We start from the raw sequence: 20,947 nt of genomic DNA on the forward strand, positions 1-20,947 counted from the left end.
CATTACCCATACAGGCGCGATCCAGCATCGCGCGCTAGCATGGAGGCCGGGCGGTTCGCCGCCCGGCCTTTTCATCCCGACATCGGAGTCGTCCATGCGCAAGACCGTGCTGCTGCTCGTTCCCACCCTGCTGCTGGGCGCCTGCACGTGGGGCATCAATCCCACCCCGGCGTCGCAGAACGTGCGCACGGCGTGGAACGGCGATGTTTCCGGCTGCCGCGACCTGGGCAAGATCACCGTCTCGGTGATGGATCACGTGGGCCCGGTGGACCGCAACGACATCAAGGTACGCGACGAACTGCAGGTGATGGCGCGCAACGAAGCCGCCACCATGCACGCCGACACCATCAAGCCGCTGGCCGAACCCAGCGACGGCTCGCAGCCCTGGGGCGCCTACCAGTGCGGCTCGCGCGTCATCCAGCCTGCTGCCGCACCGGGCAACCAACCCCCGCCGGCACAGGGCGGTGGTGCGCAGACCTTTCCGGTCAAGGGCAACTGAGCTTCGGTTTGCCGCCACGGACAAAGAACAGAAGGGCGCCGATCGGCGCCCTTTGCGTTTGTGGATGACCGCCCGTCTGATCCTCGCGATCAGGGATGATCGCGAGGATATTTTCGGATCGCTGCGCAGCGCGGCAAGGAAGGGTCACAGGTGTCCGCTGGCCAGCTCGTCCGCCAGCCGTGGCAGCTTGTAGACCTTGCGGACCGCTTCCATCAATGCGGCGGTATCCACCGCCACCGCGCGATTGTTGCTGCCGTCGTAGGTGAAGTCGCCGCCGATGGAATGGATGTTGCCATCGAAGATCAGGCCTATCGCGTGGCCGTCGCGGTCGACCACCGGGCTGCCCGAGTTGCCGCCGATGATGTCGTTGTCGGTGACAAAATCGAACGGAGTGGAGAGATCCAGCGAACCCTTCGCCTTGATCCAGCTGTCCGGCAGCTTGAACGGGTCGGCGCCGGTGGCGCGGGTGTAGGCGCCGGCGAAGTCGGTGAACGGCGGCACCTCGTGGTCGCCTTCCTTCCAGCCCACCACCTTGCCGTAGGACAGGCGCAAGGTGAAGGTGGCGTCGGGGTAGCTGCTGGTGCCTTCACGGGCGAAGCGGGCCTGGGCGATCGCCTCGTCGGCCTTGGTGGTGGGCGCCTGCACCTCGTCCTCGTACTGCTTGCGCAGCTTCGTCGCCGTCGGTTCGATCTGGCGCGCGAACACGATCATCGGGTCGGTGGATGCCTCGATGGCCTTCTCGCCGCCGTCCCACAGCTGCTTGCGCACCGCGGGATCGGCCAGCTTGGTGCCGTCCACCAGCGTCTTCGCCAGCTCGTCGGGCGACTGCTTGCCCAGCGTTGCGTGCACGAAGGGGTCGTCGGCACCGAGGATCTGGCGCATCTTCTCCATCGACCACGCCATCATGGTGCGTTCGTACTCCGGATACACCGGCACCTTCGCCTCCAGTTCCTGCTCCACCGCGGGCAGGTTGGCATCGCGGAACTGCGGCAGGCGTTCGGCGTCGGGCTTGGCGCGCTGCGCCGCACCGCGCACCAGGGTCATCGCGTCGGCGAACAGCTGGGTGCCCACGCCGAAGCCACGTCCGCCGGCGATCATCATGTAGCGGTCCTGCAATTCCTTGCCGCGTTGCTGGGCCTTGGCCAGCTCCGCCCACGGGTCGCCGTACTTCGCGCGGCGTGCCGGGTCGGCGGCGATCCAGTCGCGCAGGGCGGCGTCATCCTTCTGCTTCTTCTCGATGAAGCCTTCGTTGGTGAGCGTCTCCAGCCAGCCCTTGAACACCTTCAGCGTGTTCTCGATGCCGAACTGCATGTCCTGCGCTTCCTTGGCCTGCTGCGCGCCGGCGCGGCCGTACTGCCACAGCACGCCGCGCAGGTCGGACAGGTAGCCGTAGAACGGGATCAGCATGTCGTCGCGCATGGCCGACAGCTGGATCCACGGCGTCTGGCGCTGGGTGGAGCCGGGGTTGCCGACCACGAAGGCGAGCTCGCCGGCCTTCGGCCCGTGCGGGTCGAACTTCAGGAACTGCGGAGTTTTCGCCGGCTTGTTGTCGACATAGGCACGGAAGAAGGTGACGTCGAGGTCGTAGCGCGGGAAGTTGAAGTTGTCCGGGTCGCCGCCGAAGAAGGCGATGCTCTGCTCGGGCGCGAACACCAGGCGCACGTCCTGGTAGCGGCGGTACTTGTACAGCGCGTAGCGGCCGCCGTGGTACAGCGAGATCACGTCGCAACGCCACGTCTTCGGGTCGCCGGCCACGCATTGCTCTTCCAGCTTGCTGTCGATCGCGCGTTCGGCCTTGATGCGCTCGGCGCCGCTCTTGCCGTTCGTCGCCGCGTTCACCTTGGCGGTAACGTCGGTGATCGAGTCGAGCTGGTTGAGCTCCACGTCGGGGCACTTCGGCTCGTCCTCCTGCTTCATCGCCACGTAGCCGTCGGCCATGTAGTTGTGGCCGTTGCCGGAGAGCTGGGACAGGCAGGCGTTGGCGCAGTGGTGGTTGGTCATCACCAGGCCGTCGGCGGAGACGAACGAGCCGGAGCAGCCTTCGGCCAGCCGCACCGCCGCGTGCTGGATCAGGTCGATCCACTGCGGCGTAGGCGTGAAGCCGTAGCGCTGCTGCAGCTGTTTCACCGGCAGATGGTCCAGCGTCCACATGCCTTCGTCGGCCATCGCGCCGGCAGCGCTGCCCAGCAGCAGACCGGAAAACCCAAGGAGCAACCAGCGTTTCATCGCGTCCCCTCCGTGTGTGGGCGGATCGGCGCGGATGGCGCGTGGCCGCCGTTGGCGTGTCGAACCGGCAACCATCGTGGCACCGGCTGCGCGGGCGCGGAAGTGAAGGTCGGCATGGGAGGGCTTGCAGGTCGCCCGCCCGGGGCATAAAATTCACATCCATATATTTCATATATGAAATACATACACAGACAGTAACAACCGCCTTTGGCCATGAACAGCTTTGCCCCCACCGAACAACGCCTCGCCGTCACCTGCCGCCTCCAGCCCGCGTTCCCGCGCGAGCCGGCGGTGCTGGTGCGCCTGATCAAGCACCTCTACAAGCGCGTGCACGACGACGCCAATGCGTTGCTGAAGCCATGGGGGATCAGCCATCCGGAATACAACATCCTGATGATGCTGTACGGCACCGAGGGCTACACGCTGAATCCCTCGCAGCTGGCCGAGGCGGCGGGCGAGAAGTCGGCCAATATCACGCGGCTTGCAGACAGCCTGTGCGAAAAGGGGCTGATCGAGCGCACCGCCAGCGACGAGGACCGGCGCAAGGTGAGCCTGACCCTGAGCCGGCAGGGGCTGGCGATGATCGACGATTTCATGCCCGCGATCTGCACGCTGCTGGAGCGCCAGACCGCCGGCCTGAAGCCTGCCGAGACGGCGCAACTGGAGCGTCTGCTCAAGAAATTCCTGGACCAGCTGGAACGCGACTGATGTTGGAGCAGGGTTGAGGCCATGTCGTCGGTATCGATGAAGGTGGGGCAGGCGGCGCGTCGCTGGCCGGCGCTGGCGGAGGTATTCGCCGGCGAACGTGGTGCCTGGCTGTTCGTGGCCAAGACGCTGCTGGCGTTGTACCTGGCTGCATGGCTGGCGATGTGGCTGCGGCTGGAGCAGCCGGCCACCGCGATGATCACGGTGGGCATCGTGATGCACCCGCACAGCGGCATGGTGCTGGCGAAGGGCTTCTATCGCGCGATCGGCACGCTGTGCGGCAGCGCGTTCGGGCTGGCGCTGATGTGCGTGTTTCCGCAGCAGCGCGAGCTGTTCCTGCTCAGCCTGTCGATCTGGGTGGGGCTGTGCGCCGGCGGCGCCACGCTGTATCGCAACTTCATGTCCTACGGCTTCGTGCTGGCCGGCTACACCGCGGCGATCGTGGCGCTGCCGGCGGTCAACGATCCGCTGGGCGTGTTCGATTCGGCGCTGATGCGTGTGAGCGAGGTGATGCTGGGCATCGTGGTGGCCGGCGTGGTCAGCGACCTGGTGTTCCCCGAGCGCCTGCGCCCGGTGCTGCGGCAGAGCGCCCGCGAGCATTTCGCGCACTTCATCGACTTCGTGCGCGGCAGCACCGGCGGCAGCATCCCGCGCGCGGAGATGGAGCAGGCGCACCTGCGCTTCGTGCGCGCCGCGGTGCAGCTGGAGAACCTGCGCGCATCGGTGATTTTCGAGGACCCGGAAATCCGCGTGCGCAGCACCCGCATGCGCCTGCTCAACCAGCACAACATGGCGGCGGCGACCAGCTTCCAGTCGCTGCACCACATCATCAACCGGCTGCAGCGCGAGGGCCGCGCGGCCGAGGTGGATGCGCTGATCGCGCTGTACCGCCCGCTGGGCGCGGCGCTGACCACGGCGCCCGAGGATCTGCACAACCCCGCGGTGCTGGCGCCGCGCCTGCGCGAATGCGCGCGACAGCTACCGGCACTGCAGGCGGAGCTGCGCGAAAGCCTGGCGCCGGGACGTCCGCAGCTGGCCTTCGACACCGGCGCAACGCTGCTCAGGCGCTTCCTCGACGAGCTGTGCGGCTATGTCGAGGTGGAGCTGGCGCTGCGCGGGCAGGTGCAGCGAGGCGGCGTGGAGCGCGTGCATTTCCGCCGCGGCAACGACGCCACCGGCGCCATGGTGGCCGTGCTGCGCACCTTCCTCACCATGACCGTGTTGAGCGCGTTCTGGATCGCCAGCGGTTGGCCGTTCGGCGTCAGCGCGATGCTGCTGGCCACCATCTTCAGCGGCCTGCTCGCGGCGACGCCGAACCCGCTGGCCTCCGCGTTCAGCATGCTGCTTGGCTATGCCCTGGGCATGCTGGCCGGCATCTATGCGGCGTACTGGCTGCTGCCGGGCAGCGACGGCTTCGTGATGCTGGTCGCGGCGACCCTGCCACTGCTGGTCATCGGGGCGTGGCTCAATGCCCATGCCGAATTCAGCGGCGTGGGCGGCGGCTACGCGATCGGCGTCGTCTACATTCTCGCCCTGAGGAACCCGATGGTGTACGACCTGGTGCATGCCCTGAACGACGCCATCGCGCAACTCGCCGGCGTGGCGCTGGCGGCGGTCGCCTTCGTGTTCGTGCCGCGCGTCACCGGCAGCGGTTGGCAGCGCCGCCGGCAGTTCCAGCGTCTGCGCGAGCAGGTGGTGCAGGCGGCCAGTGCGCCGCTGGAGGGCCTGCCGTGGCGCTTCGAGAGTGTCAGCCGCGACCTGTTCCACCAGGTGATCGTGCACACCCGTCCGGGCAGCCGGCAGTCACGCGAACTGCTGGGTTGGGCGCTGGCGGTGCAGGAAAGCGGGCGTGCGCTGATCGAGCTGCGCCAGCAGCTGCGCGCCAGCACGGCGGCGCTCGAAGTGCGCGAGGCAGTGGAGCGCGCGGTACAGGCAGTGGCGCAGTTGTACCGCCGCCCCGACGCCGCGCGCCGGCAGCACGCGGAGGACGCCGTGCGCGACGCGATCGAGACCTGCGCCGCCGCGCCCGCGCTGCGCCCGCGCCTGTATCAACTGCTGGGCGCGCTGCGCGACGACGAGTCGCCGCTGGCCACCTGGATGTCTGTCGGGGAGCCTGCCCGTGCCACGTGAGATCTCCATCTATGGCGTGCTGGTGCCCGGCCTGCTGCCGATCTTCCTCGGCTGCCTGCTGCTGATGGTGCTGGTGGACGCGCTGATCGGCCGCTACGGCCTGCATCGCTACGTGTGGCACCCGCCACTGTTCCGCCTGGCCCTGTTCGCCTGCCTGTTCGGCCTCGCCGGCCTGCTGCTGCTCAACTGAGTACCTCCATGAACAAGACTTCGCTGCTGCGCTTCCTGCTCACCGCCGTGGTGGTGGTGATCGCCGCCTTGCTCGGCCACGCATTGTGGAAGCACTACCTGTACTCGCCGTGGACCCGCGACGGCCGCGTGCGCGCCGACGTGGTGCAGGTCGCGCCGGATGTGGCCGGCCTGGTCACCGCGGTGCCGGTGCACGACAACCAGTTCGTGCATCGCGGCGACGTGCTGCTGGTGATCGATCCGTCGCGCTACCAACTGGCGCTCGACCAGGCCCGGGCCAACCTGGCCGCGGCTGGCGCCAGCGTGCATGCCGCCGACGCCAACATCGCCGCGGCCACCGCCGCCGTGGCGGCACGCAAGACCGACTACGCGATGTACCGCGAGCAGGCGAGGCGCCGCACCCAGGTGCCGGCAGGCAGCGTGGTATCCAGCGAGGCGCGCAGCAATGCGGTCGCCGCCGCGGAGGCGGCGGAAGCGGCCTGGCACCAGTCCGAAGCCGCGCTGAAGCAGGCCCGGGCGGCCCATGACCAGGCGTTGTCGGCCATGACGCAGGCGCAGGTGGCGGTGCAGAACGCCGAGCTCAATCTCAATCGCACCCAGGTGCGCGCGCCGGTGGACGGCTACGCCACCAACGTGCAGGTGCGCGTGGGCGACTATGCCAGCGCGGGCGCGCCGCGGATGGCGCTGGTGGACAGCCACAGCTACTACCTCTACGGCTATTTCGAGGAGACCAAGCTGCCGCAGCTGCACGCGGGCGACCCGGTGGACGTGCGCCTGATGGCCGGCGGCATCCACCTCGAGGGCCGCATCGACAGCATCGCGCGCGGCATCGCCGACCGCGACAACCCCGGCAGCCCCGAGCAGCTGGCCAACGTGAATCCCACCTTCAACTGGGTGCGCCTGGCGCAGCGCATCCCGGTGCGCATCGACATCGACGCGAGTCGCATGCCCGCGGGCAGCGTGCTGGTCGCCGGCATGACCGCCACCATCGAGGTGCATCCGCGCGCCGGTGTCCGCGCCTCGCAGCAGGAGCGGCCATGATCCGCGAGGGCATCGTTCCGCGCTTGCCGCGCACGCTGGCATCGGCCGTGCTGGCGCTGGTGCTGGCCGCCTGCGCGTCCACCCACGGCCTGCGCCCCACTGGCCACGAAATCGCGCCGGACAGCCTGCAATCGCAGCAAAGCCTTGCCGGTGCGCAGCTGAGTCCCGCCGCATGGCCGCAGCAGGACTGGTGGCATGCGCTGGGCGATGCGCAGCTCGACGCGCTGATCGCCGAAGCGCTGCACGACAACCCCGGCCTCGCCGTGGCCGATGCGCGCGCACGGCTGGCGCAATCCGAGGCGCAGGCGCTCGACGCCGCGCGCGATCCCAGCGTGGAAGCCAGCTACGCCGCCACCGGCGCGCGGCTCTCCGAGAAGGAGGTCGGCCTGGTGCTGCCGGAGGTCGTGGGCACGTTCGCATGGATGCAGAGTGCCGGCATCGACTTCTCGTGGAACCTCGACCTGTGGGGTGGCCAGCGCGCCGCGTGGGAAGCCGCGCTGGGTCGCAGCCGTGCCGCGGAGGTGGATCGCCGCGCGGCGCGCATCCAGCTGTCGGCGAACGTGGCGCTGGCCTACATCCAGCTGCGCCAGGCCTTCGTGTTGCGCGACATCGCGCAGCGCGACGTCGAACGTTCGGACCACATCGCCGCGCTCACCCATACCCTCGTCGCCAGCGGCTTGGGCCTGCCCGACAGCCTGTTGCAGGCGCGTGCCGAAGCCGGCATCGCGCACCAGCATCTGGCCGCCGCCGCCGCGGCCATCGACAGCGCGCGCATCAGCCTCGCCGTGCTGCTGGGCAAGGGACCGGATCGCGGCCTGCGGATTGCGCCGCCGGCCGAGCCCCGGCCGGTGTCGCTGGCGATTCCACCCGACCTCACGGCCGACCTGCTGGGCCGCCGCCCCGACCTGGTCGCCGCGCGCTGGCGCGTGGAAGCCGCCGCGCAGGACATCAAGGCGGCCAAGTCGCAATTCATGCCCAATCTCAACATCAGCGCGATGGCGGGCTTCCTCGCGCTGGGCGACAACGTGCCGCTGTTCCAGCTGCCCGCGCGCACCTACAGCGTCGGTCCCGCGCTGTCGCTGCCGCTGTTCGACGGCAAGCGCCTGCGTGCCGGCCTCGGTGCCCGCGATGCGCTGTACGACGAGGCGGTGGCCAGCTACAACCAGACACTGGTGCACGCGGTGAACCAGGTGGCCGACCTGCTCAGCCTGTCGCGCTCCGTGCAGAGCCAGCTGCAGACACAACAGGACGTGCTGCACAACGCGCAAGGCGCCTACGACAATGCGCAGATCGGCTACAAGGCAGGGCTGGGCACGGAGCTGAACACCCTGGTCGCCCGCCGCATGCTGCTCACGGCCGAGCAGAACGAAGCCGTGCTGCAAAGCAGGCAGGCCGAGCTGGCGGTGCGCATGGTCGAGGCGCTGGGCGGCGGCTTCAGGGACGATGCGGTGCAGGCGGCCAGCGCCAGGCAGTGACGCGGTGCAGGGCGGGCAAGTTTTCCCGCTTTCGCTATCCTTTGGCGCATGAACACGCTGATCGATGCGCCACGGCGGATTGCACGCCGCCTCGTCTCGCCGCTGCGCCCGAAATCGCGGGCGTGGCTGGAGACGTTGCCCGGCTTCGCCGTGCCGCCCGGCGCCATCGAAACCCTGCAGGGACCGCAGGCCCTGCACCAGGCCCTGTTTGCGCAGATCGCGCAGGCCACGCGGCGCATCGTGATCGTGACGCTTTACCTGCAGGACGACGACGCGGGCCGGGAAGTGATGGAAGCTCTCTACGCTGCGCGTGCGCGGCGGCCCGGGCTGGAAATCGACGTGTTCGTGGACTGGCATCGCGCCCAGCGCGGCCTCATCGGCAAGCAGAAAAGCGCGGGCAACGCGGCGATGTACCGCGACTGCGCGCAGCGCCACGGCGGCGGCGTGCGCGTGTGGGGCGTGCCGGTGCAGAACCGCGAACTATTCGGCGTGCTGCACCTCAAGGGCTTCGTGTTCGACGACACGGTGCTGTACAGCGGTGCCAGCCTCAACGACGTCTATCTGGCGAAGCACGGGCGCTATCGACTCGATCGTTGCCACTGCATCCGTGATGCCGCGCTGGCCGACGGCATGGCGGCGTTTGTCCAGCGGCAGTTCCGTGACAGCGAGGCGGTGCGCCGGCTCGACCTGCCCGATCCGCCGCCGACGCGTACCCTGCTGCCGATGATCCGCGCGTTCCGCCAGCAGTTGCAGCAGGCGGGCTACGGGGTGCCGACGGTGGCATTGCCGGATGGCGCCGTGGCGGTCACCCCGCTGAAAGGCTTCGGTCGCGCCGACAATGCGCTCAACGACGCCATGCTTGCCCTGTTGCGCGGTGCGCGGCGACGCATCGTGCTGCTCACGCCGTACTTCAACCTGCCGCGGCCGGTGCGTGCAGCGGTGGGGCAGGCGCTGCGGCGCGGCTGCAGCGTCGACATCATGGTGGGCGACAAGACCGCCAACGATTTCTACATTCCGCCCGGCCAGCCGTTCCGCACCATCGGCCTGCTGCCCTACCTGTACGAGAACAACCTGCGCCGCTTCGCCCGCACGCATGCGCACCAGATCGCCAGCGGCCAGCTGAGCCTGTGGCTGTGGCGCGACGGCGACAACAGCTATCACCTGAAGGGCCTGTTCGCCGACGACGACATGGCCCTGCTCACCGGCCACAACCTCAACCCGCGCGCCTGGGCGCTGGACCTGGAAAACGGCCTGTTGCTGCGCGACCCCGCGCGGCACCTGCACGCGATGCACGAGGCCGAGTGGGCGGCGCTGCGCCGGCATGCCACGAGGCTCGCCGACTACCATGCACTGGAAAGCCCCCGGCACTATCCGCCGGAAGTGCGACGGCTGCTGCGCCGCCTGAGCCGGGTGCGGCTGGACCGGCTGGTCAACCGCCTGCTGTAGGACCGCACCCTGTGCGCGATTGCTCTTCGTCACGTAATGGAAAAGCATTCGCGCACAGGGTGCGCTCCTACGCAGGCGACCCGGCGCTCAGCCGCTGCAGGCGCAGTTCCAGCCAGCAGCTGACGTCCGGCCATTCGCGGTCGAGGATCGAATAGCACACGGTGTCGCGCAGGCTGCCGTCGGGGCGGCGCTTGTCGTTGCGCAGCACGCCGTCGCGGTGGGCGCCGAGGCGTTCGATCGCGCGCTGCGAGTCGAGGTTGCGGTGGTCGGTGTGCAGCACCACGGCCACGCAGCGCAGCGTGTCGAAGGCGTGCGCGAGCAGCAGGCGCTTGCAGGCGGTGTTGAGGTGGCTTTTCTGCCAGCGCCTGGCGTACCAGGTGTAGCCGATGGCCACGCGGGGCAGTTCCGGGGTGAGGTCGTAGTAGCGGGTGGTGCCGACGATCTCGCCGCTGCCCAGCTCGCGCACCGCGAACGGCAGCATCGTGCCATCGCGCTGGCCGGCCAGCGCCTTCTCCACGTAGGCATGGGCCTGGCCGGGGGCGGGGGCACTGGTGAACCACAGCTTCCACAGTTCGCCGTCGGCGGCGGCCGCCTCCAGCGCGGGGGCGTGGTCGAGGCTCAGCGGCTCCAGCGCGACATGCGCGTCGCGCAGCAAGGTCGTGTCGGCGAAGGGCATCGGCAGGGGGCGTCAGGCGTCGAGGTCGGGGATCAGCTTGCTTTCCAGCCGCGCGATATGGTCCTTCAGCAGCAGCTTGCGCTTCTTCAGGCGGGTGAGCTGCAGCTCGTCACGGCCGATCGCGCTGGCCAGCTGGTTGATCGCGGCATCGAGGTCGCGATGCTCCAGCCGGAGTTCGGCGAGCAGCTGGGCGGTTTCGGCGTGATCCTGTACCTGCATGACGGTGTGCGGCGGTGCGGGCGATACCCCGTAGTGTAGCGCCGCCGGAAGCGGGTGGAGCGGGCGGGTACAATAGGCGTCCCATCACCCCGATTTTCGCCATGTCCGCGCTGCCCGAAACCGTTTCCACGCCTGCCGCCGAGGTCGAGCGCCTCGCCACGCGGCTGCGCCACCAGGCCGGCAAGGCGATCACGGATTTCCGCATGATCGAGGACGGCGACAAGGTAATGGTGTGCCTGTCCGGCGGCAAGGACTCCTACACCCTGCTGGACCTGCTGCTGCAACTGCAGGCGAAGGCGCCGGTGCATTTCGAGCTGATCGCGGTGAACCTGGACCAGAAGCAGCCGGGCTTCCCGGAGCACGTGCTGCCGGAATACCTGCGCGCGCGCGGCGTGCCGTTCCACATCATCGAGCAGGACACCTACAGCACGGTGACCCGGGTGATCCCTGCGGGCAAGACCATGTGCAGCCTGTGCTCGCGGCTGCGCCGCGGCTCGCTGTACACCTGGGCGGCGGCGAACGGCGTCACCAAGATCGCGCTGGGCCATCACCGCGACGACATCCTCGCCACCTTCTTCCTCAACCTGTTCCACCAGGCCAGCCTGAAGGCAATGCCGCCCAAGCTGCGCTCGGACGACGGCCGCCACGTGGTGATCCGCCCGCTGGCCTACTGCCGCGAGAGCGAGATCGCCGAATACGCGGCGCTGCGGGAGTTCCCCATCATCCCCTGCAACCTGTGCGGCTCGCAGGAGAACCTGCAGCGCAAGCAGGTGCGGCGCATGCTGGACGAGTGGGAGCGCGAGCACCCCGGCCGCAGCGAGACGATGTTCCGCGCGCTGGGCAACGTGGCGCCGTCGCAGCTGGCCGATCGCAGGTTGTTCGATTTCGAGGGGTTGGGCGCTGGAGAACGGGCGGCCGGCGGTGAAATCTGAGATCATTGGGCGTTCGTCCGAATGGACGTCCATACTTCCATACGTGGCATCAGCGAGGAATAACGTGTCCATCTTTGCATCCGTTGAAATGGCTCCGGGCGATCCGATCCTCGGCCTCACCGAGGCCTACCTCGTCGATCCGCGCAAGGAGAAGGTGAACCTGGGCGTGGGCATCTACGTGGACGAGCAGGGCAAGGTGCCGGTGCTCGAGGCGGTGCGCCGGGTGGAACAGGTGCTGGCGCGCGACAACCTGCCGCGCAGCTACCTGCCGATCGACGGCCTGCCGGCGTACAACCGGGCGACGCAGAAACTGCTGTTCGGCGAGGGTGCGCCCGTCCTCGAGGCGGGTCGCGTGGCCACCGTGCAGACCATCGGCGGCAGCGGTGCGCTGCGCGTGGGCGCGGACCTGCTCAAGCAGGTGCTGGGTGCAAACGCGAAGCTGGCGATCAGCAATCCCAGCTGGGGCAACCACCATGCGGTGTTCCGCACCGCCGGCTTCCAGCTGGTCGACTACCGCTACTACGACGATGCCAGCCACGGCCTCGACTTCGCCGGCATGCTGGCCGATCTCGGCAAGCTGGAGCCCGGCACCGTGGTGCTGCTGCACGCCTGCTGCCACAACCCCACCGGCGTGGACCTGGACGCCGCGCAGTGGGCGCAGGTAGTGGCGCTGCTGAAGGATCGCGGCCTGCTGCCGTTCGTCGACATGGCTTACCAGGGCTTCGACAAGAACGCCGCCGCCGATGCCACCGCGGTGCGCCTGCTGGCCGACTCGGGCATCCCCGCCTTCGTGGTGGCGAACTCCTACTCCAAGTCGTTCTCGCTGTACGGCGAACGCGTGGGTGCGCTCAGCTTCGTGGGCGCCGGTCGCGACGAGGCCGCGCGCCTGCTGTCGCGCATCAAGGCCACGATCCGTGCCAACTACTCCAGCCCGGCCACCCACGGCGCCAAGCTGGTGGCGGGCGTGCTGGACAGCGTCGAACTGCATGCACTGTGGGAACAGGAGCTGGGCGCGATGCGCGGCCGCATCCACGCGATGCGCGGAGCCTTCGTCGACAAGCTCGCCGCGCTGGGCGCGCCGGACTTCGGCTTCATCAACCGGCAGGCCGGCATGTTCTCCTACTCGGGCCTCGGCAAGGCCCAGGTGGATCGCCTGCGCGACGAGTTCGCGATCTACGCGCTTTCCAGCGGCCGCATTTGCGTGGCGGCGCTCAACACCGGCAATATCGACTATGTGACCAAGGCAGTTGCCGCCGTCTGCCGCTGATCACCTCGCACAGCACCACGAGCCGTTCGCGTTGAGCGTAGCCCGCGTGGCGGGCGGAGTCGAAACGTCACTGCACTTCGACTTCGGCCCTTCGGGCCTACGCTCAGTGCGAACGGCGTTTTCGTCGCGCTTTTATTGGATACCCCATGTTCTTCCGCAACCTCACCCTGTTCCGTTTTTCCCCCGCCGTTGCCGACGACCTGAAGCGCCTCGATGAAGCGCTTGGCGAGCACCGCCTGCGTCCCTGCGGCCCGCTGGAGATGTTCACCAAGGGCTTCGTGCCGCCGGTCGGCCGGGGCGACGAGGCGCCGCTCACCCACGCGGTGAAGCACTGCACCTGGCTCACCGTGGGCGGCGAGGACAAGCTGCTGCCTGCCGCGGTGGTCAACGACGAGCTGCAGCGCAAGGTGCGCAAGATCGCCGAGGAGGAGGGCCGCAAGGTGGGCGGACGCGAGCGCAAGCGCCTCAAGGAAGACCTGCTCACCGAGCTGCTGCCGCGCGCCTTCGTGCGCAGCTCGCGGATGTCGGCCTACGTGGACACGAAGCACGGCTGGCTGGTGCTGGACACTTCCAGCCGCAAGTCGGCCGAGAACGCGCTCAGCCAGATCCGCGAGGCACTGGGCAGCTTCCCTGCCGTGCCACTGGCGCCGGAAGAAGGCCCGCGCGCGCTGATGACCGACTGGCTCGCCAACGGCACGCTGCCCGCCGGCCTCGCGTTCGGCGACGAAGTGGAACTGCGCGACCCGGCCACCGCCACCGGCGCGATCGCCAAGTGCCGCCGCCAGGATCTCGATGCGGAAGAGGTGAAGGAGCATCTGCGCAACGGCAAGCAGGTGTTCCAGCTTGGCCTGGTGTTCGACGAGCGCCTGAGTTTCGTGCTGGGCGAAGACCTGATCGTGCGTAAGCTGAAGTTCCTCGACGTGGTGATGGACGAGCTGGGCGACAGCTTCGAGGACGCATCCGCCGAGGCCGACGCCGGTTTCGCCCTGCTCACCCTGGAGCTGGAGCGGCTGCTGGCCAAACTGGAGGAATGGTTCGGCCTGCCTCGTCCCAGTGACGGCTGAGATTGGCGCCAGGCAAGGCCTGGCGCGGTCCATGACCCGCGGCCCTTGCGCGGGGGTGCGGTTCTCCCCACATACTGTCCGTCCGGGCGCAGCGAAAATCTCGATGTGCCTGTGGCACAGGGACGCGCCGCACGCGGTCAGGCACGCAAGTGCCCGGTCGGCGGAAGCGGATCCGGACATGAGCCGTATCCGCTGACTCGAATGACTGCCACGAAGGCGGTTGTCCGGGGTTCCGAAAGGGCAGGCAGCAGGATCATGGCGCAGCATCTCGAAGGCGACTGGCTGGAACTGGCGACCGCAGGCGGCAATACCATCCGCGTGCTCAAGGCCGCCCATCCGCGTGCGCGGCGCCTGCGTCTCACCGTCACGCCCAAGGGCGCGCGGGTGACCTATCCCGACGGCACCCATCCGGCCCAGGTCAGCGCCTTCCTGCGCCACCATGCCGACTGGCTGGAACAGAAGCTCGACGAGCTGAACCTGATCGTGAAGCCGCTGCCGCCGTTGCGCGTGGGCCATGCCACCACGTTGCCGCTGCGCGGCGAAGTGGCCACGCTGGACTGGGCCGACGGCGCCTATCCGAAGATCGAGGCGCACGCCGACGGCCTCACCCTGGTGATTCCGCGCCCGCACACCCGCGCCCTGCCGGTGGCGCGCGGCCTGCTGGCCTCGCATCTCGAATCACTGATCCGTCGCGACGTCTCGCGCTGGCTCGCGTTCTACGTGCCGCAACTGGGCCTGGCGCCGACCGCGCTCAAGGTGCGGCCGATGAAGAGCCTGTGGGGCAGCCTCGACACCCGCGACCGCATCAACCTCGACCTCGCGCTGGCGCTCGCGCCACCCGCTGCGCTGCGCTACGTGCTGGTGCACGAGCTCTGCCACCTCAAGGTGCGCAGCCACGCGCCACGTTTCTGGGCGCAGGTGGGCCAGCTGCTGCCCGACTGGCGCGAGCAGCGCGACTGGCTGCGCGTCAACGGCGCCACGTTGAAGGCCGAGTTGGACCGGCTGGTGGCGGACGTGGCGGATTGACGATCGTTGAGACGACGGCAGCTTTCATCACTACTGCACCGTAGCTCTGCACGCGGCGTTCTTGCTTGGCCCAATGGTGTGAGGCGTACGTTTCGGGCCGACAGCGGAAAGCCATGGTTTCCGCAAGCTCAGATTGATAGGCGATCTGCAGCCTCAGCGGCAGCCAGGGGCGTAGTGCGCACGGTCAGGCCAATGTGATGAACACTGATGAAGTGATTCAGTTGATCGATCAACTCAGAAGGATTGCGCATCGTCAACGTAAAGAACATTTTCCCTGACGGTGTGAAGCGTATTCCTGACTTGGTCCTCGGAAAGAGGTTTAGTGCCCACACGTACTTGCTTTGTCCATTCGAAACGGGGAATTCCGCAACCCGGTCAACGTTTTCCCACCTGAACTCCTTCCATTTCCAGCCCCACAGCATTCTCGCTATGCCGTAATCAGTAATCACTACGTCTGATTTCGACAGAAGCAGAAGGCCGAAGATGACGGAAAAGAACATGGTGAAGAACGCAAATGCCGATGGGAAACCGCTTTCCCCGTGAACAAATGACAGGGCGCCAAGTGTCGCGAATATTGTTAGTAACGAAGCCCAGCCGAGTAGCACGGCAGCCTTGCCTCCGAACTCGAAGATCGCTTGCTTGCTCGACATACAGCACTCCCTTTGAGATCTTTTTGCGAAGTTTCCGCTTGGGGCCGGAAGCGCGTTGAGTATACGAGCCACCTGACAACCGTCACTCGATCCGGGTACGGCTACGGCGCATGCTTGGCATGACTTCCTCGCAGATTGCCGCCATGTCGTCCTTCGAGAATTACGCCGATCTCGCCGTCGTCGTCATCTGGGTTGCGTGGCTGCTGTACTGGTTCATCAGCGCATTCGGCAACAAGGCCGCGGCGCGGGTGGATGGCTGGGCTTCGTTCCTGACCTATCGCGTGCCGCTGGTGGTGGCCTACGTGCTGCTGTTCAGCCGGGGAACATGGCGGCTTTGGCCATGGCTGGCGCAGCGTTTCTTGCCGCATGGCGTTATATGGCCGTGCGTCGGCCTGGCCCTGTTGTTGCTGGGCCTGGCGCTCGCCTGCTGGGCGCGGGTCGTGCTCGGACGCAACTGGAGCGCCACGGTGCAGCTGAAGCAGGACCATGAACTGGTCGTGGCCGGTCCCTACCACCGGGTGCGCCACCCGATCTACACCGGCATGCTGCTGGGCCTGCTCGGCACGGCGCTGGTGCTTGGCGAATGGCGCGGCCTGCTGGCCCTGGCACTCGTCGCCGCAGCGTTCTGGTTCAAGCTGCGCCACGAGGAGGCGTGGATGCGCGAACGCTTCGGCTCCGCCTACGTGGACTACATGCGGCGCACGAAGGCGTTGATACCGGGTGTGTTGTAGGAGCGGCTTCAGCCGCGATCAACGTAACGGGATCGCGGCTGAAGCCGCTCCTGCAAGTCGTGATCGCTCAGTGCGACAGCGCGAACGAGGTGAGGATCTGCGCGGTTTCCTCGGGCTTCTCCAGTTCCGGCATGTGGCCGCAACCGATGAGCGTGCTGGTGCTGATCGCGGGGGCATGGGTGAGCCCGTTGCGCAGGCTGTCCAGTGCGGAGATGTCGATGATCTTGTCGTCCTTGCACCACAGGCCCAGCACCGGCATGGTGAGCTTGTCCAGCCGGTTCTGCACGGCGAGGTATTGCGAGGGCTCGCGCAGTTCGTCAAACACCTTGGCGATGAAGGCGTGGTCCTTCACGTTGCGCGCCACCAGCACGTCGACGAAGCGGCCTGGGATCGACGGCCGCTTGTCGAAGACCAGGTCGGCGCTGCGCCAGAAGCCGGCGCGATCGGAGAACACGAACGGGTCCTTGCCCGCCAGCGTCTCGCGGGCGAAGGCGTTTTCCTTGAACTTCAGCCCGAACGCATCGAGCAGCGCCAGTTCGCCCACGTGCTCGGGATGTTCGGCGGCGTAGACGCCGGCGATCGCACCACCCATCGAGTGGCCCACCAGCAGGAAGCGGCCCAGGCCCAGCGTCTGCACGAAGCTCTGCAGGCGCGCAGCCTGGTTGTCGATGTTGTAGCTCGCGTTCATGTCGCGCGAGGACTCGCCCCAGCCCGGCAGGTCGGGAATGACCAGGTGGAAGTGCGGCGTGAGCTGCTTGGCCACGTCCAGCCACACTTCCTTGCTGTCGGCGAAGCCGTGCAGCAGCACGATGGTGGGCCCCTGGCCGCCTTCGTAGTACGACCAGCGCGTGTCGCCCGCCTGCACCGTGTGCTTTTCCAGATGCGCGGCCATCGCTTCGCGCGCGATGTCGGCGCGGAACAGCCACTGCGGCGCGAACAGGTAGCTGCCGCCCAGCAGCACGCCCAGCACCACGACCACGATGGCGAGGAACTTCAGCCGGCGGATGAGCATGCGTTGCCAGAGCGGGCGGGTGGAGGCGTTGGAGATGGGCATGGGAGTTCTCGGGGTTTGAATGCCCTCCCGCCAGGCAGAGAGGGTTTCGGACTTGCGGAGCGTCATTCCGACTTTCGCCGGAATGACGAGCTTCAATTTTCTTACCTGCCGCCGGTTGCTTCCAGCTTCGTCTTCGCCTTGGCGAACAGCCGCTCCACCGCCTGCTGCGTCAGCGGATGGTAGCCGTCCTTCGCCCTGGCGTAGACCTGCTCGGCGTAGGCGAGGCCGTCGGGCGTCTTCGCGAAGGCGCCGTACACCGGCATGGTGAGGTAGAGCCGGCCGATGCGGGCCATGTGCTCGGCGGCGGCGGGCCAGACGGCCTTGTCGCCGGCGGCGATGGCGTGCACGTACCAGCGCATGCCGATCTCGGCGTTGTGCGTGCCGGTAAGGTGCCAAGCGGCGTCGAGCTGTTGCACCTGCTCAAGCCTGGGCTCGTCGGGCAGGCGGTCGAGGAAATACATCCACTCCTGGGTGTTCCAGTCCTTCGCGTCCAGCTTCGCGGCAGGCAGGGTGTCGGCGAGGAAGGCACCGCGTTCCTTGTCGATCGTGTCGAAGCGCGGCGAGTCGGGCAGCGGCGCATCCTTGGGGATGCCGGTGCCGTAGACCCACTGCTGCACCTCGTCCCAGCTCATCCTGCCGGGGTATTTCTCGATCAGGTTCGGCTTGAGGTACGCCAGCATCTGCTCGGTGGTGATGCTGTGCCAGGCGAAGTGGTCGAAATAGCTCTTGAGGTAGGCGTCGAAGTGCTCGCGGCCGAACCTCTGCTCCAGCGTGCGCAGGAACCAGGAGCCCTTGTCGTAGGCCACGTCGGAAAGCGCATCGTCGGCGCCCACGCCGCGCGGATCGGGCGCCAGCTTCTGCGAGTTCGCGGGCATGCGATCGATGGACTTCTCCAGCGCGCGTGCCGAGAGCAGCGCCTCCTCGTCGGCCTGGCGCTTGCCGTACAGCGCCTCGGTGATGCGGCCCTGCACGTAGGTGGTGAAGCCTTCGTTGAGCCAGATGTCGCGCCACGCGGCGCTGGTCACCAGGTTGCCCGACCACGAATGCGCCAGCTCATGCGAGATCACGCTGACCAGGCTCTTGTCGCCCACGATGATGGTGGGCGTGGCGAAGGTCATGTTCGGGTTTTCCATGCCGCCGTAGGGGAAGGAGGGCGGCAGCACCAGCAGGTCGTAGCGGCCCCAGCGGTAGGGGCCGTACAGACGCTCGGCGGTCTCGATCATCTTCTCGGTGTCGGCGAACTCGCGCGCGGCCCCGTCCACCACCGAGGGTTCGGCATACACGGCCGAGCGCGGCCCGGTCTCCTTCACCGCGATGTCGCCGGCGGCGATCGCCAGCAGGTAGGAGGGGATCGGGTGCGGCTGGTCGAAGCGGAAATCGCCGTCCAGCAGATGCTTCGCGTCGTTGAGCGCGCTCATCATCACGCGGATGTCCTTCGGCGCGCTGACGTGGGCGTCGTAGGTGAAGCGGATCGCCGGCGAATCCTGCAGCGGCACCCAGGAGCGCGCATGGATGGACTCGGACTGCGAGAACATGAAGGGTGCCTTCTTGTCCGCCGTCTGCGCGGGCGGCAGCCACTGCAGGCCGGAGGCGCCGGGCGAGGTGACGTAGCTGATGCGTACCTGCGCCGGATGCTTCGGCGCCTCGATGGTGAGCTTGCTGCCCAGCTCCTTGTCGGCGGGCGCCAGCGCGTATTTCAACGCGCTGGTCTTGCCGTCGGCGCCCACCGCGGCGATGGAGGCGATCTGCAGGTCGCGCGTGTCCAGCACCAGCGCCTGCGCGTGCGGGTTCTTCCAGTCCAGCTTCAGCGTGGCCACGCCGTCCAACTGCCTGTGCGGGAAATCGATCTTCAGGTCCAGGTCGAGATGCGTCACCACCACCTGGTCGGGCTGGGCATACGAGTTCGGATCGTTGGCGCGGGCGGCCAGCGGCAGCACGAGGGCGCCGAGGGCGAGGAAGGGAAGCAGGCGCATGCAGCGGTTCCTGGGAATGCGGGAAAGCCGCGAGTATGCCATCGGAGGGTCTTGCCTGGCCCGTGGCGGAAGGCGGGAGACAGCTGCGGGAACTTCGTTGCCGCCGATCGTGCGCGCCGCGGTCGGCGGCGCTGCCGCAGGTCAGGGCAGCTCGTCGCCGCTGTGCGGGTCCCCACTGTACGGGTACATCTGGGCGAGGAAGCCGGGCTGCGCTTCCACCCGCGCGATCCAGGCACGAACGTGCGGGTACGGCTGCAGCGGCAGGCCGGCCTCTTCGGTGCGGCTGGCATAGGCGAACACCGCGATGTCGGCGATGGTGTAGTGCCCGCTCGCGATGAATGGCCGCGCAACCAGTTCGCGCTCAAGGATCGCCAGCGTGCGCAGCGCGGCGGCGCGCTTCAGCTCGACCAGCGCGGGCGGGCGACGCGGAAGCTTGCCGGTGAGCGTCCAGTGGCGCAGCGTGCCGATCACCGACTCGACGCGCTCCTGCTCGAAGTGCAGCCATTGCTGCACCTTGGCACGGCCATACGCGTCGGCGGGCAGGTAGGGCGTGCCATCGGCAAGATAGGCGAGGATCGCGTCGGACTCGGCCAGCGTGCGGCCGTCGTCGAGCCGGACTGCCGGCACCGTGCCGGTGGGGCTGATGCGCAGGTAGTCCACGTTCTGTCCCTCGCCTTCGAAGATGCTCACCAGCTCGGTGCGGTAGGGGCGTCCAAGGTGCTGCAGCAGCTGGCGGACCTTCCAGGCGTTCTGCGAGGGACGATAATCGAACAGGGTGAGCATGGCGGGCTCCGTGGCGGGAGTCGGCAGTGTCTGGGTCCATGCGGCAGGCCACCATCCGTTTTTTGCGCAGCGCCGGCTACCTTGCTGAATCGATGCAGTTCCGCGAGGTCGCGCACGCGGGCGGGTGATTCGCGCCGCCGTGTAAAATGGCCCCTTTTCAGTTCTGGATTCATGGCGAAAGCTTCCACACGGACGCCCGTGCCGGGTCCGGCGTTCATCCGCCTGCTGGCCCGCTTCAGCGATGCCGACCTGCCGCGTACGCCGCCGGTGCTGACCGAGCGGCTGGCCGACTGGTTCGACTGGAACCGCGCACTCGTGCTGTCGCGCGCGCTGGATGGCAGCCTTCCCGCGGCCGAGGACGGCGCGGATGCCGAGGAGGCTCACGATGCCGAATGCGTGCGTGTGCGCCATGTGCTGATGGAGGCGATCGACGCCGACATCGCGCCGCCCCCGCCCGACCGCAAGGATGCTCCCGCCATCGACGACGACTACCAGCCCTATCGCCAGCACTGCATGGCTGCACAGCGCGCAATGCAGTCCGCCACCGGCCGGTTGCGCGGCCGCCTGCGCGACGCGCTTGCCCGCCAGTCGCCGGCCAAGGCGCGGCTGGCCGAGGTGGATGCGGTGATGGAGGCCGTGCTCAGCCCGCGCGAGCAGATGCTGCTGGCTGGGGTTCCCGGCTTGCTAGGCCTGCACTACCGGCGTCTGCGCGAAGCCGGCGCCCCATGCTCCACCGACACCTCCGCCGCCGGCCCCTGGCTGGCACGGTTCCGCCAGGACATGCGCATGGCGCTGCTGGCCGAACTGGAGGTCCGCTTCCACCCCATCGACGGTCTGCTCGCAGCGCTGCGTACCCGGTAA

General features: G+C 68.0%; 20 protein-coding genes. 13 read left to right on the forward strand and 7 right to left on the reverse strand.

Annotated elements, in window-relative coordinates:
- The first annotated feature begins 94 nt into the window (after positions 1–94).
- Positions 95–499, forward strand: a complete 405-nt coding sequence (locus ABQJ54_RS08820; protein WP_367853924.1) for a DUF4156 domain-containing protein — start codon at positions 95–97, stop codon at positions 497–499.
- Positions 500–643: 144 nt separating this feature from the next.
- On the opposite strand, the gene ABQJ54_RS08825 is transcribed toward ABQJ54_RS08820, so the two are convergent.
- Entirely contained in the window at positions 644–2,725 is a 2,082-nt protein-coding gene (locus ABQJ54_RS08825) for a S46 family peptidase (protein ID WP_367853925.1), read from the reverse strand.
- 213 nt (positions 2,726–2,938) lie between these two features.
- Here ABQJ54_RS08825 and ABQJ54_RS08830 point away from each other — a divergent pair, with 213 nt between their 5' ends.
- Genes ABQJ54_RS08830 through pssA form a run of 6 tightly spaced genes read left to right on the forward strand, consistent with a single transcriptional unit; the run spans position 2,939 to position 9,711 of the window.
- Positions 2,939–3,433 (forward strand): MarR family winged helix-turn-helix transcriptional regulator, encoded by a 495-nt coding sequence (locus ABQJ54_RS08830; protein WP_367853926.1) that lies wholly within the window; start codon positions 2,939–2,941, stop codon positions 3,431–3,433.
- Positions 3,434–3,454: 21 nt separating this feature from the next.
- Positions 3,455–5,560: an FUSC family protein gene (locus tag ABQJ54_RS08835; protein ID WP_367853927.1), complete on the forward strand. Its 2,106-nt coding sequence runs from the start codon at positions 3,455–3,457 to the stop codon at positions 5,558–5,560.
- Positions 5,550–5,750 (forward strand): DUF1656 domain-containing protein, encoded by a 201-nt coding sequence (locus ABQJ54_RS08840; protein ID WP_367853928.1) that lies wholly within the window; start codon positions 5,550–5,552, stop codon positions 5,748–5,750. The genes ABQJ54_RS08835 and ABQJ54_RS08840 overlap by 11 nt, the downstream gene beginning before the upstream one ends.
- Before the next feature lie 8 nt (positions 5,751–5,758).
- Entirely contained in the window at positions 5,759–6,790 is a 1,032-nt protein-coding gene (locus tag ABQJ54_RS08845) for an HlyD family secretion protein (protein WP_367853929.1), read from the forward strand.
- The gene (locus tag ABQJ54_RS08850; protein ID WP_367853930.1) at positions 6,787–8,265 is read left to right on the forward strand and encodes an efflux transporter outer membrane subunit; all 1,479 of its coding nucleotides are present in this window, start codon (positions 6,787–6,789) and stop codon (positions 8,263–8,265) included. The genes ABQJ54_RS08845 and ABQJ54_RS08850 overlap by 4 nt, the downstream gene beginning before the upstream one ends.
- A 48-nt stretch (positions 8,266–8,313) precedes the next feature.
- Positions 8,314–9,711, forward strand: a complete 1,398-nt coding sequence (gene pssA / locus ABQJ54_RS08855; protein ID WP_367853931.1) for a CDP-diacylglycerol--serine O-phosphatidyltransferase — start codon at positions 8,314–8,316, stop codon at positions 9,709–9,711.
- Between the two features lie 67 nt (positions 9,712–9,778).
- Here the strand turns inward: pssA and ABQJ54_RS08860 are convergent, their stop codons facing one another.
- Together ABQJ54_RS08860 and ABQJ54_RS08865 are read right to left on the reverse strand one after the other, a co-directional pair.
- Positions 9,779–10,387, reverse strand: coding sequence for a GNAT family N-acetyltransferase (locus tag ABQJ54_RS08860; RefSeq protein ID WP_367853932.1), 609 nt, complete (start codon positions 10,385–10,387; stop codon positions 9,779–9,781).
- Between the two features lie 12 nt (positions 10,388–10,399).
- Positions 10,400–10,606, reverse strand: coding sequence for a YdcH family protein (locus ABQJ54_RS08865; protein WP_367843160.1), 207 nt, complete (start codon positions 10,604–10,606; stop codon positions 10,400–10,402).
- A gap of 101 nt (positions 10,607–10,707) precedes the next feature.
- Here ABQJ54_RS08865 and ttcA point away from each other — a divergent pair, with 101 nt between their 5' ends.
- The 4 genes from ttcA to ABQJ54_RS08885 all read left to right on the forward strand — a co-directional run bounded on the left by ttcA (position 10,708) and on the right by ABQJ54_RS08885 (position 14,895).
- Positions 10,708–11,538 (forward strand): tRNA 2-thiocytidine(32) synthetase TtcA, encoded by an 831-nt coding sequence (gene ttcA, locus ABQJ54_RS08870; RefSeq protein ID WP_367853933.1) that lies wholly within the window; start codon positions 10,708–10,710, stop codon positions 11,536–11,538.
- A 64-nt stretch (positions 11,539–11,602) separates the two neighbouring features.
- Entirely contained in the window at positions 11,603–12,805 is a 1,203-nt protein-coding gene (locus ABQJ54_RS08875) for an amino acid aminotransferase (RefSeq protein WP_367853934.1), read from the forward strand.
- A 146-nt stretch (positions 12,806–12,951) separates the two neighbouring features.
- Positions 12,952–13,869 (forward strand): recombination-associated protein RdgC, encoded by a 918-nt coding sequence (locus tag ABQJ54_RS08880; protein WP_367853935.1) that lies wholly within the window; start codon positions 12,952–12,954, stop codon positions 13,867–13,869.
- Positions 13,870–14,124: 255 nt separating this feature from the next.
- On the forward strand, positions 14,125–14,895 hold the full coding sequence (locus tag ABQJ54_RS08885; protein ID WP_367853936.1) for a M48 family metallopeptidase: 771 nt from the start codon (positions 14,125–14,127) through the stop codon (positions 14,893–14,895).
- 128 nt (positions 14,896–15,023) lie between these two features.
- Here the strand turns inward: ABQJ54_RS08885 and ABQJ54_RS08890 are convergent, their stop codons facing one another.
- Positions 15,024–15,545, reverse strand: a complete 522-nt coding sequence (locus tag ABQJ54_RS08890; RefSeq protein ID WP_367853937.1) for a hypothetical protein — start codon at positions 15,543–15,545, stop codon at positions 15,024–15,026.
- 119 nt (positions 15,546–15,664) lie between these two features.
- Here ABQJ54_RS08890 and ABQJ54_RS08895 point away from each other — a divergent pair, with 119 nt between their 5' ends.
- The gene (locus tag ABQJ54_RS08895; protein WP_367853938.1) at positions 15,665–16,276 is read left to right on the forward strand and encodes a methyltransferase family protein; all 612 of its coding nucleotides are present in this window, start codon (positions 15,665–15,667) and stop codon (positions 16,274–16,276) included.
- A gap of 67 nt (positions 16,277–16,343) precedes the next feature.
- On the opposite strand, the gene ABQJ54_RS08900 is transcribed toward ABQJ54_RS08895, so the two are convergent.
- From ABQJ54_RS08900 to ABQJ54_RS08910, 3 genes are all read right to left on the reverse strand, one after another.
- Positions 16,344–17,330 (reverse strand): alpha/beta fold hydrolase, encoded by a 987-nt coding sequence (locus ABQJ54_RS08900; protein WP_367853939.1) that lies wholly within the window; start codon positions 17,328–17,330, stop codon positions 16,344–16,346.
- Between the two features lie 101 nt (positions 17,331–17,431).
- Complete coding sequence (locus tag ABQJ54_RS08905; protein WP_367853940.1) at positions 17,432–19,303, reverse strand: M1 family metallopeptidase; 1,872 nt, start codon at positions 19,301–19,303, stop codon at positions 17,432–17,434.
- A 141-nt stretch (positions 19,304–19,444) separates the two neighbouring features.
- Positions 19,445–20,086, reverse strand: a complete 642-nt coding sequence (locus ABQJ54_RS08910; protein ID WP_367853941.1) for a glutathione S-transferase family protein — start codon at positions 20,084–20,086, stop codon at positions 19,445–19,447.
- A 171-nt stretch (positions 20,087–20,257) separates the two neighbouring features.
- Here ABQJ54_RS08910 and ABQJ54_RS08915 point away from each other — a divergent pair, with 171 nt between their 5' ends.
- Positions 20,258–20,947 (forward strand): DUF3348 domain-containing protein, encoded by a 690-nt coding sequence (locus ABQJ54_RS08915; RefSeq protein ID WP_367853942.1) that lies wholly within the window; start codon positions 20,258–20,260, stop codon positions 20,945–20,947.

Origin of the sequence: Rhodanobacter lycopersici (assembly GCF_040812335.1) — a bacterium.
Taxonomy (GTDB): Bacteria; Pseudomonadota; Gammaproteobacteria; order Xanthomonadales; family Rhodanobacteraceae; genus Rhodanobacter_A; species Rhodanobacter_A lycopersici.